The following is a 14880-nucleotide window of genomic DNA, read 5'->3' as shown; positions in this document are numbered from 1 at the left end:
GCCACCAGATACGGAGAGACCCGGCCAGACTCGTGAGACAGCACTGACATCAGCACCCGTGTGATCCGGTCAGTATTCTGGAAATCCGGGTTCCAGTCTTTCTGTGGAAGCAAATCGCGAATGACTTGCCGAGCTTGTCCCGTCGTACCGCCGGTATGGACGGGTATTTGGATACCGATCGACTCTTCCTCGCCGTTCGCGACCGAGTCACGGGCATTCACACCGTCCAACCCACTGAGCACTTCCTCAGCCAAGTCATCCATCCCCTCACCAGCGATCACCCACGAGGCTGTGAGATCAGCCGTTCGGTCTACCGGATCTACCTCCATTGGCAGCCTGAACTTGAGTTTCTCTTCACGGTCTTCGACGACCTGTCGATACCCACTGTGAACACCGTATCGAGCCTGTTTCGGGGCAGTGTAGGTCAAGAACTCGACGAAGTCTCGTCTCGAATCGTCATTAGAGAGGAGCTCTGAAGAACGAGGAAACCGAAGGTGGATCGACGTCTCGATGCCAACGTGATCGAGGAGTGCCGTCATCGACGTGATCAACCCGTGGCAGTCGCGATAGAACTTAGAGCGCTCATCAGGGCTCTGATCGGTATTAGAGAGTCGTCCAAGGATGTTCCGGCCAGCGCGGAACAGTGCATCACGCAGTTCGTAATAGTTGACGCCATCCTCATCGAGAACTGATTCCGCATCGAGCCACCCGACCTGCATGCCCCGGCGGAGGAAACTGAGCACTTCATTTGGAGTCGAGCCGAGGTCTGAGAGGACTCCTTCGAGCGCCTCCTCCGATAGCGCCTTCCCCCAAATTTTTGCTCCCGATAAGGCTGCCGCGATGCGTCCCAGTGTGGCTCTTGAGCCACCCCATTGTGTGACTGTATGAAGCTGGTCACGCATCACAGAGAGATACGCAACCCGTGGATCGTCCATCTCGTGGACCGGAGCATCAAGCAGGGTGATTCCCTCTCCGTTCAAGGCCGCTGTATGGCGTTCATGAAGGGCGAATGCGTCAAGATCTGCTCCGCGTCCATCCATCCATTGCACAAAGCCACCGGTAGAGGATGCGTCACCGGTTGCAGCCAGCCACTCTTCCGGAGAGAGGGGTCCTCCCCCCTCCTCGACCTTGTCGGCGCTCGACACACTGTACTTGTGAGAAGATTTCGGGGGCTGGTAAGGCTCGGTTGGGAGAGATTGCTGCTCTGGCGGGAGAAGGTCGTATGACGGGGTTATGAGCCCTTTTACGATTTTACCAAACTGGGTGAGAGTCACGGTGTTGCTCCGCGTCGTGAACTCGGCAACCTCGAGCAGGTCATGCTGTTCGAGCTGTCGCACATACCCATCAACGGTGCTTGCAGCAAGGGAGATCTCCCCGTCAGATTTCAGTTCTTGAACGGTTCGAGGCTCGTCTTCGAACATGTTGGCTATGAGTCGATGCGCACCGGGACTGTTCATCTCATCGAGAACGCGGTAAGCCTCTGTCCGGTCTCCGCTGTCTGTGTCGTGATTGGACAGGAGGGACCCGCCACGGCCCTCAGTAAGGTCATGCTCGTCGACGATGTCTGGAACACGGCGCGTCAGCGTGCGGACGACGTGCGGTGACGCAACCAGCTCAATATCGACAGCCTTAGCGAGGACGTCGAGTGCATCGAAGAATCGCTCTATCTTCCGGCGGTCCTCGACGTCAGTCCACGCCGGCCCATCGAGGACTAACTGGATTCTCGGCGTCACTCCGGCGGCCTGCAGGAGTGCAACGTGTGCGTGACGAAGCCCATCGAGATGCGTCCCTTCTGTAGACTGACCGCTGCCATACTTCCGGAGATTATCGCGAACAGCGTCCGGCCAGTCATCCATCGGACAATCAGCAGCTGCGATAACCGTGGTCGCGAACGCGAGATTACCACCACTCACGCCGTATTTCTTCGCAAGGTGGTTGACACCACCGTACTCCTCGTCAGCCGGTGGCAGATTGAGCGACTCCACGGGACGACCTTCCTGCTCTGCGATGCGGCGAACTGCATCGATCGTCGACGGGATCAGTGTGCCAACAATCTCTGTCAATTCAGAGGCTACACTGGGGGTCACGTCGTGGATCGCGTTTGTCGGTTGAGTTTGACCAAACGTCGCTACCGTGAGTGACCCACAGTCATCGTAGCGGTCATCGGGGTCAGCTAGGTCAAATTCAACGGGCGTATGGTGGCGCTCAAGCGCTTCGGAGGCCTTTATTTTCAACAGCTCCTCACGGTCTCGAAGGCCATTCTCTCGGCCCGTCAGTGAGGTCTCCACCCCACGTTCAATCAACTCCTCGACGATCTCCTCGCGAGATGGAGAAGGGTCCGTGGCCGGTGTGTACAGGTCGGCAGCAGCCTCATGACGCTCAAGCAATTCGCCCTCGTTGACGACGTTACCAAGAATATCGGGTGTCGTCTCGGTCGTGGGGACATCTCCCTCAATCTGGTCCTCAAGATCGGCGTAATGAGCAACCTCAGCAAATTCCTGCTGGGCATTGCGCTTGTTGGCGAGTATCGCCGATCGCATCTCGACGGCGTCCTCCCACGATTGCGCTGTTTGTTTCCGACGCAAGCGGTGATCAGCGTGGCGAGTCTGGCACCGCGGGCACTTGCGCCAGTGAACGTTCTCACTCTCGTCGATCACCCAATGTTCTCCACACTCCGAACACCCCACGACAGCGTAGCGACTCATGCTGCCTGAACACCCGTTGTCGCCGTGGTCCTGCATAGTGCGCTCTCGGGGCACGTCGTCGGCACTGCGGCCGATCTCCGCTGATCGACCGTTTCAGAGGCAGCAGGCGTCGACAGGGGCAAAAGGCAGAAATGCCTCTCACCACCGCAACGATTAAGACCACTTCGGAAGAAATGAGGAGTAGGACGGTTCCTCGGGCGGGTGCCAGCCCGCCCCTTCCAAAGCGGCCCCTGCTGCCAGCAGGGGATCTTCCCCCCATTTATGACATTGCCTAGCCGTGCATATCGTGATATAGCACCGGCATCACGCTTAGTATTCACGAAGTGTCTGACATCCATACGAAAAATGATAGTAAGACTCGGGGCAGTCGATCCGCGTTGGATCCTACGTTCTGATTGGGGGTAGAGTCCCCCAAAGTGTGAGAAAGCGCAAGAAATTGAGGCTGTAAGTGGTGTTCTTACCTCTCCTACTATCACCGCGATTAAACCAGAAGACAACAATAACGCTAATCAGCGATCGGCTCGCAGAAGGCTTGCTCCGCACAGCTTCTGAGCTATTAGTGAGGGCTCAACTACCGTAGCGGAGCGATTAGGTAGCTTGTGTATCACCTCCACCGTTTCGACGAGAAGTCCGCTTCGACAGAACCGACAGGAGGACCTCCCCGTGCCCGGGTGACCCTCACCAAGATCACGACGAGTCGATGCTGGGGCGCAATAGCGGCTTGGACGGGCAATCTCCAGTCGGGATATCTCCCCGACGCCGAACCGAATCTATAGGCGGAACAGGCCGAGTGCCTCGAGGCTTGGCCTCGGGACGGTTCACGTATGATATTTTCCCGACAGGATTGTGCGCCGCACAGATAGGGTACAATGGCCCCAAAGAAATGCTGTGCGAGCGCGCCGCTTCCAATCTCGCTCGCACGCATCTATGAGCAGCCAAACACCGCGACACAAAGTCGAACGCGTTGCACAAAAATACGGTCTCGTCGGAATTGGAGACGAGCTGGTCGACAACTGGGGGTCGAAGCCGTCGGACAAGTCGGTCCGAGAGCTCGCAGCGGACTTCAATTTCGAAATCACGGATGCTGCACTTCGCGAGGCCGGGGTCGTGCTTGACCAAGATGTCGTCAAGTCGATCGCTGAACAGCTTGCTGATGATGCAAACTCGGTCACAGCATCGGCATTCACCAACCGCGACGTTGACCTAAAGACAGTCGGAGAGAGTCTGGTGACCTATCAGTCTGTCCACGACTACCTGTGTGACATCCGGAATCAGGAGTACAGCGAATCTGTCCGGAGTAAATCCCAACTGATCACCGACCTCCGGGAGCTGCAGGGGCGCGCTGAAACGGTCGATTCACAAACGGTGTCGAAACTCATCGCCCGGGACGATGTCGATGACCCTGCACCGAACGTCAACATTGATGTCACCGCACTGTGCCCGGTCTGTAATACCACGACGGACCTACTGGACTACCTCGAGCATGGTGGGTGTCCGTCGCCGGAATGTTCAGGTACCGTCTAGTGGAAGCTACTGAGCTGACCCGTCTCTGCGCTCAGTAGCCTCTCAGTCGCCGAGAGTAGGTTGTCAGTCTATTTTTCGATTGTACTCCCACGTTTGGGTGCGAACGAGCACCGGAAGGATCTCGAAGAAGCGTGGACCGGGACTGATCACGCTGTCCTCATCGACTGTGAGCACGTTGAGTTTGACGAGCGGTCCGAGGTGGTACCGTTTGAGACTGTAGTACATGTCTGTTGCATCGCTCCGTGGCACTTCGACCGCCCGCTCTTGTTGCTGGTAAGCGACGACATGTGATGCGACATCCTGCAGTGGCATCTTCCACCTGTCGGCAGTCGCCAGACACCAGATCATCTGGCGGCGACGCGAATTCGAGAGCAGTTGGTAGATGTTGGCACCCGATGTGAGGTGGGACTCATTGCGTGCGTCGATGTTACTTATTGGAACGTCCATTGGATGTAGCGAGGGCGGTAAATTCGGCGGTAGCAAGCGGTTCGACACCAGCGACGTGCCAGCCGTCTGTCGTCTGGGTATGTTCGATGAGCCACCAACTTGCCTGTTCGGTGTGTGGCCGGAGACGAAGTTTGCGAGCTGGACCAGTTGGTGGCTCAAGCAACAGTTCGAAGCCAGTATCTGCGATCACTGCCCGAGAAAGCAGTGGGGGTGTGTACGACTGTTGAAGACCGTTACCGGCCTGATCGTGCTTGTTCATTGTCTTTTGCGGGCGAAACGAGCCCACCAATCAAGCCCCACAAATGCGGGTCACAGCTCTCTCACCAGCGACCACTGCCCAGTTTGTAAACTATTCTGAGAGGATTGTGCGCCGCACAGACACTACAGATGGGCCCCAACGGGTATGTGTACGAGCGCCGCGGTGGCCCCACTCGTACACCCCATGAGCGAGACACCACAACAGCAGAAGATCGAACGTGTTGCACAGAAATACGGTCTCAACGAGATTGGAGACGAGCTGGTCGCCTACTGGGTCGGTGACGGTCCAGATAAATCGGTTCGCGAACTCGCGGAATACGTCAATTTCCGCGTTACTGATACCGCTCTCCGGAACGCAGGCGTCATCCTTGATCGTGAAGTCGTTGAATCAATCGCTGAAAAGCTCTCGGCAGGGGACGCGCCTCTCACAGAGACTGAGTTTGGCGATCACGATGTCGACTTGAGTGCGGTCAAAACGGATCTGGTCACCTACCAAACAGTGTACACGTACCTGCGGGAGGTTCGTGACATTGAGTACCCGGAGACTGTCCAGACCAAGTCCCAACGGATTGACGACCTCCGGAACCTCCACGGCCGCGTGGCGAAGGTGTCCCGGGACACGACGACCCAGCTGATCCAACAGGGCGATGTTGATGGACCTGCACCGCGCATTGAGGTTGATGCCACGGCGCTGTGTCTGGATTGCCAGACGGAGACAGACCTGCTGATCTATCTCCACAACGGCAGCTGTCCATCGTCGGAGTGTCGCAACAACGTGTGAACCGCTCCGGGGCTTGACCCCGAATTACTCGCCTTCTTCCTCTTTGACTTCCTCCCACGACTGAAGTCCTGTCTCTTACCCACAAATCGAGTCGCTACTGAGGTTGGTAAATCCGACCGAAGCCTCGATATCTACAGAATTAACACTTCTATGGGGCGATTTTGCTGATCTCGTTTACCACATTTAGCAACCCCCCACTGCCGACATCACCGCCCGAACCACTCCTCACCTCGATCTTCCGAGAATAGATTGGGTTCGACAGCGTCTGAAACGTCTGTTTGGGACCCAGTGAAGTTGTGGGTAAGAAACAGGACTGAAGTCGTGGGCTCTCTCCTCTGTTCTCTGTAGGCCGTTATTCGCGAAGATAGTTTAACCAACAACTCGCCCCATTTTTCCTGAAGTTGGTTAAATATTTCCTGTTCCTTCACCCGGACTCAAGCCGCGTCGAAACGTAGCTCATTATACCCGAAGAGAGCTGTAGCTTGCTTCTCAATCAACTAGCTCACAACGGCCTCAGCTTAGGTGGGTAACCTGTGAGGAGAGGTATTCTTGGAGGGCGATGACTGTTTCTTCCGAGATAGCTGAGGCCGCAAAATCACTCCGAAATCCGTGTTTGAGTTCATCGCTTTCTAAGATCTCTAGTCCACGCTCAAGTTGCTCTCTAAGCGCATTATCATCCCCTCGCTGCAAGTGAGGCGTGACAGCGTCGAGGTCAATTTCTTCGGCTACTGCGAGGACATCTCGGAGATCTGTTTCACGAGCGCTGTGGAGTTTTGCTGCGATGAGGACTGCTCCATCGATAACTCTGGCAGTCGTCGTCGCCGTTCCGCCGCTCACTTCCTGCTCGTGGCTGTGATCATAGAGATAATTGAACGACCACTGTGCCTCCGTCTGGCGACACCCGAGCCCATTCACTAGCAGATCGAAACCGATCGGCTGTTGCGGCGTGAGCCGCTTTTCGTACTCGAATACTTCGGTATCGTAGAACCACTCCTTGGCGTGGTTGTCCATTTCCTCGAAGTCCCGCCGTTCAAGAAACTCGACGAACTCGGACTTGGAGTCTGGTGCGACGACGATATCAAGGTCCGTGGAGAAGCGAGCATTGAACGCTGAGACTGCGTAGCCGCCAACGAGAACGTACTTGTGGCCCCCCTGCGTGAGTTCGTCGAGCAGTTCGATGAGCGCGTCACTGCGGTTGGCGAAGCTCATAATTGGGCCCGTTCCGTTTCTCGATACGTGATGTCGAGGTCGAGGTCCCCGTACATCCGGTTGAGCATCGCCAACGCCGACTGGAACTGGGCATAGTTCTCGTGCATGTACTCGATGGCCTCGGTCCGTGGAATCACTGGGTATCCCTCGACGTGCTCAATATCGAGTGAGGGGCGTGGCTCGAGGACGATCTGCAGTGCCTCGTCCAGCTCGTCTCGGGGCTGTCGCTCATATGCGGTGGGGAGGTCGAACGAGCCGAAAAACGCTTCCCAAGCGTCGACATCTTGCTCACGGACCGCAAGGAACATTGGATAGTCATCTGGGTTCCGCCCGACTTGGTAGCCGCCTTGAGTCCACACGTAGACGGCGTCGATCCGGGTAAACGCGAACGGCCAATCACCAAACTGTGGGATGATATAGACCTCGTCGATGGAGGGGGAACTAACGCCGGCGCTCGCAGCGACGAGTTCGCGCGCTGCGTCGCGGACGCGCTCGTCGACGACGGTGAGGCCGTCATCATACGAAACATAGCCTGCATCTTCCAGCTGATTGACGGCCTGTCTCACCGTCTCGTACGGTGTGTGGAGTCGTTGAGAGACACGGCGGATGGAGTCGCCACTCTTGATGGCAAGAAGAGTCTGGGCCGCCGTGTTGTTTAATACCTCATACATCTTATAGTTACCAATAATCTGGTAACAGTTAAAAATCTTTCTTGATTGATAGTGAAGCCACTCGCTCCATTCGTCTCAAAAGTCGTCGTGAACCTACCAGAAACACACGGGGCGGGGGAACTGCTTCGTGGCCAGCCCGGGAGCTTCCCGCTTCGATGAGGCCACGTACGGGAATCAACGACGAGCCTCTATGAGCTCTCAGAGCGGTCGCAATCCTTGCAGACGTGGATCGGAAACATCACCGTCTTCAAGGGCTAGAAATCGGCTCACCAGACCCAATGAGGGTGCGAACTCGACGTGCAAGAACCGCAGACGGAAGTTGGCCATGCACCGACTCTCGCACACAACCGAACGTCTCGACACTGGTGTGAATTGTCGCTGCCGGCCCGAGCTCTTGGCGGAGGATGTGCCCGTAGGCGGCGATCTGGAGTTCGTACCGCGGTTGCGTTGCGTCGAGTGACTCATTCAGCGCAATTTTGAGATCGGCTAACTGCCACTCGCCCCCACCCAGATTGATGAGGATGTCGGCCTCACCATGAACTTCAACCTCAACACCGCCAGCAGTCACGAGCCCGCTCAGGTCGTGATCGACGTAGACAGCCTCCGCCGCGTGGATCTGTGTCCACAAGTCGGACGCGAGGAAGTCTGGGATCACTGACGCGTGGAAGAAACTGACGAGGCCACCACGCTCAGTATCTGGCAACATCTCGATCGACTGCGGCGTCACCCGTTCCATTGCGTGCTGAAGCGCGCTTCGGACTGGCTTGCTCCATGTGTCGATCTCGGCGGCCGGCACGTCCATCTCGATAAGGGTGACCAATGCGTCGTGGAGACAGGTCCCGACTGCCTCTGGTCCAAGCGTCTCGAACGTGATCGGGAGATCGTCGGAAACGTCCTCAGTGTCGGTGTGAATCGGCTCGTCGAGGAGGTGGGAACCCACCGTGGCGTCGACGTCGTCAGTCAACGGGTAGGCCGAACTTGGCTCGAGAAAGCGTGGGACCCACGGCTTGAGGTGGCCGCGTCGGGGCGGAACCACACTCGTCAGCGATCGCGGCGTGTCGGGCGTCGCACGTGTCGCACCGCCGTCGACATCATTCACGCCGATCGTGAGATCGCCGGTACTGGATGGTTCGTCGATCGCATACGTGGCTGTCCGTCCGGGCGAAAACCCGAGTGTCTCATCCAGCGTATCGAGCCAGCGGTCACGCGGCTGGGCCGTGCCGGGCAGCCTCTTTGGCAGCGGGATGACGAGATGGTCACGCGCCCGAGAGAGCGCCACATACAGGAGTCGCCACGCTTCCCCCCGCATGTTGGCCGCCACGGACTGGAGATGGTCGGGCCCAAGCAGGTGCGGGGCCCCACCGTCAGCGTCGTCGAGCCAGTGTTCGGTCGCCCACCGCAACCCAACATCGCGTGATGCGACACCCTGTCTCTCTCGCCCGCCACCGCTTGGCGTGTAGAGCCCCCCATCGAATGGTGGCAGGTCGATATCGGATGCCGTCTCGACGTTCGCCGGCGGGGCCAACGCCGCAACGTCACCTTGCGTAATGAACCGCTGGGAGAACGGGCCAGTGTCCCAGAGCTTGAACCCCGGCGTCGCAAGCACAATCACGTCATCCTGATCGCCTTTTAGCCGGTGGACCGTACTGAAGACGACGTCGGCATTATCGGTCACGCTCGGAATATCTGGCCCCTTACGCGGCGCTGCCCGAAACGGCGCAAGCAGGTCACCGAGAGCGGCCGGTGCAAACTGCGTGTCAGCTTCCCAGTCGGCGATGGCGCTTGTGAGCGCGTCGAGCGCGGCTACCCGTTGTGCTGCCGGCAGCTCTGTGAACTGGTCGCCCGGGTCGGCTCGGAGCGCGAGCTGCTCGATGATATCTTCCAGATATGTCGACGCTGGAACGCGGTGAAACCGTCCCAGCTGATCGCGAAGATCGCGCAGGCCACAGAGGACGTCCCGGGTGTCGGCGTCGAGGTCGTCGGCCGCACAGATGGCGTCGAGGTCGTAGCCAGCCCGCTCGAAGCAGTCGTGAGACGGCGCAAAGTCGAACGGCGAGTCCGTCAACAACGCTCGTGTCTGGGCGGGATCGGTTGGCGCAGTGAGCCAGTCACAGACAGCGAGCACCGCCTTGACCACGGGACACGCAAAGAGCCTCGAACTCGCGTTTTGCACGGTCAAGCCCGCGGCCTCGAACGCGTCTTTGTACGCGTCTACTCGCGTTCGCTTCCTGAAGGCGACGGTTATCGACTGTGGCGATCCATCCTCGTCAGTCAACGTGCCATCAGCGAGGCCCTGTGCGATGTACGTCGCAAGGATATTTGCCTCGCCAACACGCCCGTCGGGGTTGGCCCATTGTGCTGTGTCGGGGGCTGCCCCACCAGTGAACGCGGCGATGTGGATGCTCGGATCGGCGGTTGGATCCCGAGATGCGTCGAGGCCGGGGTAGGCCGTCTCGAAGTCGCTGAGTCCGCCCCGCGCCGGGTCCTCAAAGACGGGCCGCATGATGGTGTTGATGCCGGCGGCGATGTCTGGGGTTCCACGATAGGTCGTTGCGGCCGTCACCGTCGCATGGGTGTCCCAGTCGATCCCGAGATACTGACCCTTCTGGCAGGCGCTCGTGAACAGCGACGGGTCGGCGTGTCGCCAGCCGTAGATGCTTTGGTGTGTATCGCCGCACGCAAGCACGCGCATCGACGGGGTCACGAGGTGGGACAGCGCCGCATGTTGGATGGTGGAGACATCTTGTGCTTCGTCGATGATCACGCTATCGAGCCGCGCGTGGTATCGCTGGCGAAGCGCTGTGTGCTGGTCAGTCGTCGGTCCGTCACCATCGACTGGCCAGTCCCCATCGAACACGCTCGTGACGGCAAAGGCGACATCGGTGTGCGAGACCACGTTGTACTCGCGAATGAGGGCCCGGTACTGCGCGCGGTACGCTGCAAGCACCTCACCAAACGCCGTCAGCGTCCCCTCCCACGCGTCGTAGAGTCGCTGGTCAGCAGCCACGAGGTCGTCCCACTCAGCTGCTGAGAGTTGCGCTTCGGTGTCGGCTGCGGCGGCGGGGCCGGCGACGGCTGCGATCGTCGCCACGATATCGTCACGGCTGGTGGTCCGTCCCTCGGGATATACCGCGTCCCGTGTGATACGGAGTTTGCGTTCGAACGCTGCCGTCGAGAGCCGCTGATCGCGACAGTACTGAACGGCGTCAGCAAGCATCTCCTTGGGAGTAGTTGACCAGCCGTCATCCGGATATGCTGCTTCCAACTCGGCGATTGCGTCTTCGTGGGCGGGATCGCTCGCGACGGCGTCGTAACACTCCCTGTGCACTGTCGACAGCAACGCCTCATTCCCAACTGTTGGCGTCTCCTCGAAGCCGATATCGGTGGCCAGCTCGCCGAAGGCGTCACGCAACACGCTGTCGACAGTCCCGATAAACGGCGCGTGTCGGACCCGCGTCACGAGATACTCGATGTCCGTTTCGGTCAGTGTCGCCGCCTCGGAGATCAACTCGTGGGTGACGATCTCTCGAATGTGCTCACAGACACCGGGTCCGATCGCGGCCGCCTCGTCGGTGGTAAACGACATGACGGCCACGCTCTGGGCGGGTGTCCGATCGCCGCTGGCATACCGTCGAATGATGGTTTCCGCCGCGACTCGCTGCACGGTCATCGATTTGCCAGCGCCGGCGACACAGTTCATCGCGAACAGCCCCGACTCGGCGTCGACGAAGCGGTCCCTGATCGTTGCCTGTGCGTTCCGGAGCGTGCGTGGATCGTCGTTACTCATGAGGGGGTTCGCTGGGTGTTGGGTCAGACTCCCCACTCGCAGGGAGGAGCGCGGCAATCGCTGGGGGAAGCTGTGGTGTCGTGCTCACCAGTTGGGTGCGGGCCTGCCCGGAGACGGTTTCCATCTCGAGTGACGCAAGAAACGGCGAGGGGTGGACGTCGTCGCCGTCGTCGGTCTGTGTGTACCGTGTCACGATCACCCCACGCTCGGCGGCACGCATCGCGTCGGCGAAGTGATCGCAATCGCGGCCCTCGCCCCACGCGGTGCGCGGCGCAACGATGTCCGCCCCGCCGGCCCCAGAGAGCACGGCCTCTTGTAGCTCGGCGGGAACGACGCTGTCAGTCTGGGCCGGCCACTCAGCAGCTGTCACGCCGACCGCGATAACGAATGGGACAGACAGCGCCCACACGTCGTTGGCCTCCATGATGTCGATGGCGCGGGCGTTTGAGTGTTCACGTCGGCCCGGGCGTTGTGTCGCCAGCAGCTCACACAGCTCCCGGACCGCGTCCCACGATCGCGAGACGGTCCCGTCAGCAAGCCACTCGTCGTATTTGTGTGTGACTTGCTCAACGAGCCGTGTGACCCTGACCGTTGCTCGCGCGGCCGTCTCTGTCTCCATGAGCGCCGGTGCGTCCGCTTGCTGGCGGGCGGGCACGCTTGTCTCCCGGTACGCGTCGATCGACGGCCCCAGAACGGCTCCAACTGTCTTGGGCGTGGGTTCGGGCTCACAATGCGCCTGTAGCCAGTCACAGTAGGTTGTGAGTCGCTCGTCGGTGGTGTGTGTCGGTATCGTCGCGGCCCACTCGGAGATCGATCGACGTCCGGGGGGAAGGGCCTCAAGATGCGTGTGGATCGTCGACTGGTCAAGCGGCCACCCGGCTGCGTCTGTGGGCGGTGCCCACCGCTGTTTCAGCGGGGCGAACAGGGTTGTGGCAGCGACGTCGCCGCAGGCAAAGAGCGTACAGAGTGCCGCAATCAGCGCGTATGGTTCCGTGCGGGTCACGCGTAACTGCGTCCAGAACACCGGCGTCACCCCGTGCTGGATCGCCGCCCGGGTCAGTGGCTGTTCGTAGGAGTCAAGATCGCGAGCCACGACGACGATATCGCGGATGTCCACCCCACGATCGCGCACCTCGCTGATCGTCGCCATCACGGCACGCGCTTCCTCGCGACGGGTCGGTGCGGGCAGGTCGACAACGGGACATGACGGTGCGGGCAGCTCACCAGCGAGTGCCGTGCGGTGCGCGTGGGTCACAGATTCACCTCTCGGCCGGGACGCTCGATGGATAGGAGGTCTGGCAGGCGGGTTGTGAGGTATTCAGCGGTTCCGGGCCGGAGGTACAGTTCGATATCTGCCGTCGTTGCTGTACAGAGGCCATGCAGGAAGTCAACTTCTGGTGCCGGGATGCTGCTCACGCCGACGAGAGAGACCCGCTCGATATCGGGATAGCGATCGGTCCACACCTCGTCGTCGCCGTCGAGGCGGCGCGTCGCTCGACGGAGGAGTGCCGTCTTCGAGACCGCTTTGGCCGTGTCGCGCAGCCACGTCTCGACGGCGAGGCCACCATCAACCAGTGTGGTCGCCTCGTCCGCGATCGGGGATGCAAATTCGTCGGTGACGTCGCGTAGCGCCGCAATCCGGTCAGGGTGGAAGTTCGTCATCGATTCGAGTTCCACGCGGATCTGTTCGAGTTGTTGGGGGCCGGTGTCGTGCTGTGTGGAGAGCAGTGGGTGGAGTCCCGGAGGCTGATCCGCCGGCTCCGACGGGAGCGACCGCAAGAGTGCGAGCCGGTCGACGCGATCGAGGCTCGTCGGCGTCGAGTCTGTGGCAGCAAGCAGTTCCTCCGCGACCGTTTCTGGGTCGGCGAATTCAAACGCGTTCTGTGGCTGTGCACGCTCGCGCAGTCGCCGTTGCAGGTTCCGTCGGTGGAGTTCCGTCGGTGCCAACACAAGTTCTGTCGGCGTCGCTGTGCGGTCAGCACGCTCGAGGAGCCGTTCCTCCTCGCCACTGTAGATCGAGATCTGCGAGGCAACGTCTTGTGCAGTCGTGTGGAGGTGGGGTGTCGACATCAGCGAGATCGGAACTTTGGGTACGACAGGGTGGATGTAAGTCTCTCGCCCCGGAGCGAAAGTGGACGAGCGATCTGACGGGCCATTCGACCAGTGTCGGGCGAGTTGAGGGGTCTCACGACAGAGGGACCATCTGGAAAGCGTCGGTGAAGCGTGGGCCCCGCAGTAGCCCACTCGCTGTCTCGTCGATGACGTCGGCCTCATCGAGTTCGGCGATCGTCGCGAGAATCGTCTCAGTGCACGTGGCGTCCGTCTCTACGGCGGCGGGAGTGCCGTGATCGAACGCGGTGACGAACTGTGCCACCTGCTCGTGGCTCACGGGTTCTTCGAGCGTAGTGAGAAGCGTGAGAATCCACCATGCGTCTTCCCGGGCAACAAGCGTGAACAGTTCCAGTTCGTATCCTGTGGAAGGTAGGTCAGTCATGGCTGGTCGCCCATTACCACTCTCACAAACAGTCCACTGCACGTTCGCCACAGGTTCCCGACCGATGGTTCGCCAGTCACCGTCACGTTGGTGTTGCTCAACCCGCCACCACCCCGGCCCATCAGTCCGGTATTCGTAGCGTATTCGACGTGTTCCCTGATCTTCCAGAGAGTACTCGATACAAACCAGCGGGGCCGAGCGGATGTCCGAGAGAGACCAATTTGAACTTTCCACATTTAATCTCGACTCGAACTAGTATATAAAAGGGAATGCCAGAACAGGTATTATTACGGCTATAAAATGCTACAATATACAAATAATATCAAAACTAACATATGGATAAAACCATTTCTAATCTAAATTGGCTGTTTCAGACCTTGTAAATAGATAATACACCATATAGCAAAACATAATATTAGTGACTAGGAATATTAATGCACCGTGGATTAACCAACATGCGAATGATATCCACTCCTGCGTTGGTTAAAACAGAGCGCTCCTGTGTGGATTCGTGGGACTAAACCAATCCAGCCCTGACAAAGTCCTCAATTGATAATCTGTTCTTGAGGCCATGCTGAATATGGAGTACGCTCTTCTGTAGAAGATTGTTGATACAGTCGTCACTAGCTGAGCGAGAACACTGATCGACTTTCTAAGCACCTCCACCGTGGACTCCTAATTCAATTCACGCAACCGCAAATCGCAAGACTGCAGTCCATCAACAATGTGCTACGCAAGAGCCTAGACGGTGAGAGGCTCCTGCTGGCGGTCAGCCAGCAGGAGCCGGATCGTCGATTCGTCTGCGGATTTCGCTGGCACAACGTACCGCTGCTCGGTGCCACGATCCACGAGAACGAACACAGGCGGTTTGTCTTGATCATACGTTCCGCGTCCGCGTCGAGAGAGGCCGCGAGAGCGCGACCAGCGGTCGCGCTCGCGGCCTTTCAATCCGGCAGAGACGTAGAACTCGTCAATTTCGACTGGTCCAACGAGGTCGAGTGACG

10 protein-coding genes and 2 pseudogenes are annotated in these 14880 nt (G+C 59.1%); 2 read left to right on the top strand and 10 right to left on the bottom strand.

Annotated features, from left to right (window positions below; translation table 11 throughout):
- Both N5096_RS03680 and N5096_RS16485 read right to left on the bottom strand, forming a co-directional pair.
- Positions 1-2540: hypothetical protein (locus N5096_RS03680; protein WP_379789919.1), on the bottom strand; the 2540-nt coding region annotated here is incomplete at its 3' end.
- A 39-nt stretch (positions 2541-2579) separates the two neighbouring features.
- Positions 2580-2705, bottom strand: a pseudogene (locus N5096_RS16485) (DUF5817 domain-containing protein); the annotation flags it as partial.
- Between the two features lie 927 nt (positions 2706-3632).
- On the opposite strand from N5096_RS16485, the gene rdfA (N5096_RS03675) reads away from it, so the two are divergent.
- The gene (gene rdfA / locus N5096_RS03675; RefSeq protein WP_267662978.1) at positions 3633-4229 is read left to right on the top strand and encodes a rod-determining factor RdfA; all 597 of its coding nucleotides are present in this window, start codon (positions 3633-3635) and stop codon (positions 4227-4229) included.
- Positions 4230-4292: 63 nt separating this feature from the next.
- Here rdfA (N5096_RS03675) and N5096_RS03670 read toward each other — a convergent pair whose 3' ends face one another.
- Positions 4293-4676, bottom strand: coding sequence for a DUF7344 domain-containing protein (locus N5096_RS03670; RefSeq protein WP_267662977.1), 384 nt, complete (start codon positions 4674-4676; stop codon positions 4293-4295).
- A gap of 442 nt (positions 4677-5118) precedes the next feature.
- Between N5096_RS03670 and rdfA (N5096_RS03665) the strand changes: the two genes are divergently transcribed.
- The gene (gene rdfA, locus N5096_RS03665) at positions 5119-5715 is read left to right on the top strand and encodes a rod-determining factor RdfA (RefSeq protein WP_267662976.1); all 597 of its coding nucleotides are present in this window, start codon (positions 5119-5121) and stop codon (positions 5713-5715) included.
- A 513-nt stretch (positions 5716-6228) separates the two neighbouring features.
- Here the strand turns inward: rdfA (N5096_RS03665) and N5096_RS03660 are convergent.
- The 7 genes and pseudogenes from N5096_RS03660 to N5096_RS03630 all read right to left on the bottom strand — a co-directional run.
- On the bottom strand, positions 6229-6924 hold the full coding sequence (locus N5096_RS03660) for a hypothetical protein (protein ID WP_267662975.1): 696 nt from the start codon (positions 6922-6924) through the stop codon (positions 6229-6231).
- Complete coding sequence (locus N5096_RS03655; RefSeq protein WP_267662974.1) at positions 6921-7595, bottom strand: RNA polymerase subunit sigma-70; 675 nt, start codon at positions 7593-7595, stop codon at positions 6921-6923. The genes N5096_RS03660 and N5096_RS03655 overlap by 4 nt, the downstream gene beginning before the upstream one ends.
- Before the next feature lie 247 nt (positions 7596-7842).
- Positions 7843-11382 carry a UvrD-helicase domain-containing protein gene (locus N5096_RS03650; protein WP_267662973.1) on the bottom strand — a complete coding sequence of 1180 codons (3540 nt, stop codon included), beginning with the start codon at positions 11380-11382 and terminating at the stop codon, positions 7843-7845.
- Positions 11375-12532: a PD-(D/E)XK nuclease family protein gene (locus tag N5096_RS03645; RefSeq protein WP_267662972.1), complete on the bottom strand. Its 1158-nt coding sequence runs from the start codon at positions 12530-12532 to the stop codon at positions 11375-11377. The genes N5096_RS03650 and N5096_RS03645 overlap by 8 nt, the downstream gene beginning before the upstream one ends.
- 101 nt (positions 12533-12633) lie before the next feature.
- Positions 12634-13452 carry a hypothetical protein gene (locus tag N5096_RS03640; protein WP_267662971.1) on the bottom strand — a complete coding sequence of 273 codons (819 nt, stop codon included), beginning with the start codon at positions 13450-13452 and terminating at the stop codon, positions 12634-12636.
- A gap of 115 nt (positions 13453-13567) precedes the next feature.
- The gene (locus tag N5096_RS03635) at positions 13568-13876 is read right to left on the bottom strand and encodes a hypothetical protein (protein ID WP_267662970.1); all 309 of its coding nucleotides are present in this window, start codon (positions 13874-13876) and stop codon (positions 13568-13570) included.
- A gap of 744 nt (positions 13877-14620) precedes the next feature.
- Positions 14621-14880, bottom strand: a pseudogene (locus tag N5096_RS03630) (IS1595 family transposase); the annotation flags it as partial.

It is taken from the genome of Halorubrum yunnanense (assembly GCF_026586675.1).
GTDB classification, from domain to species: Archaea; Halobacteriota; Halobacteria; order Halobacteriales; family Haloferacaceae; genus Halorubrum; species Halorubrum yunnanense.
Note: the sequence above shows the minus strand (reverse complement) of the source record. Positions and strands in the feature narration are given on the sequence as shown.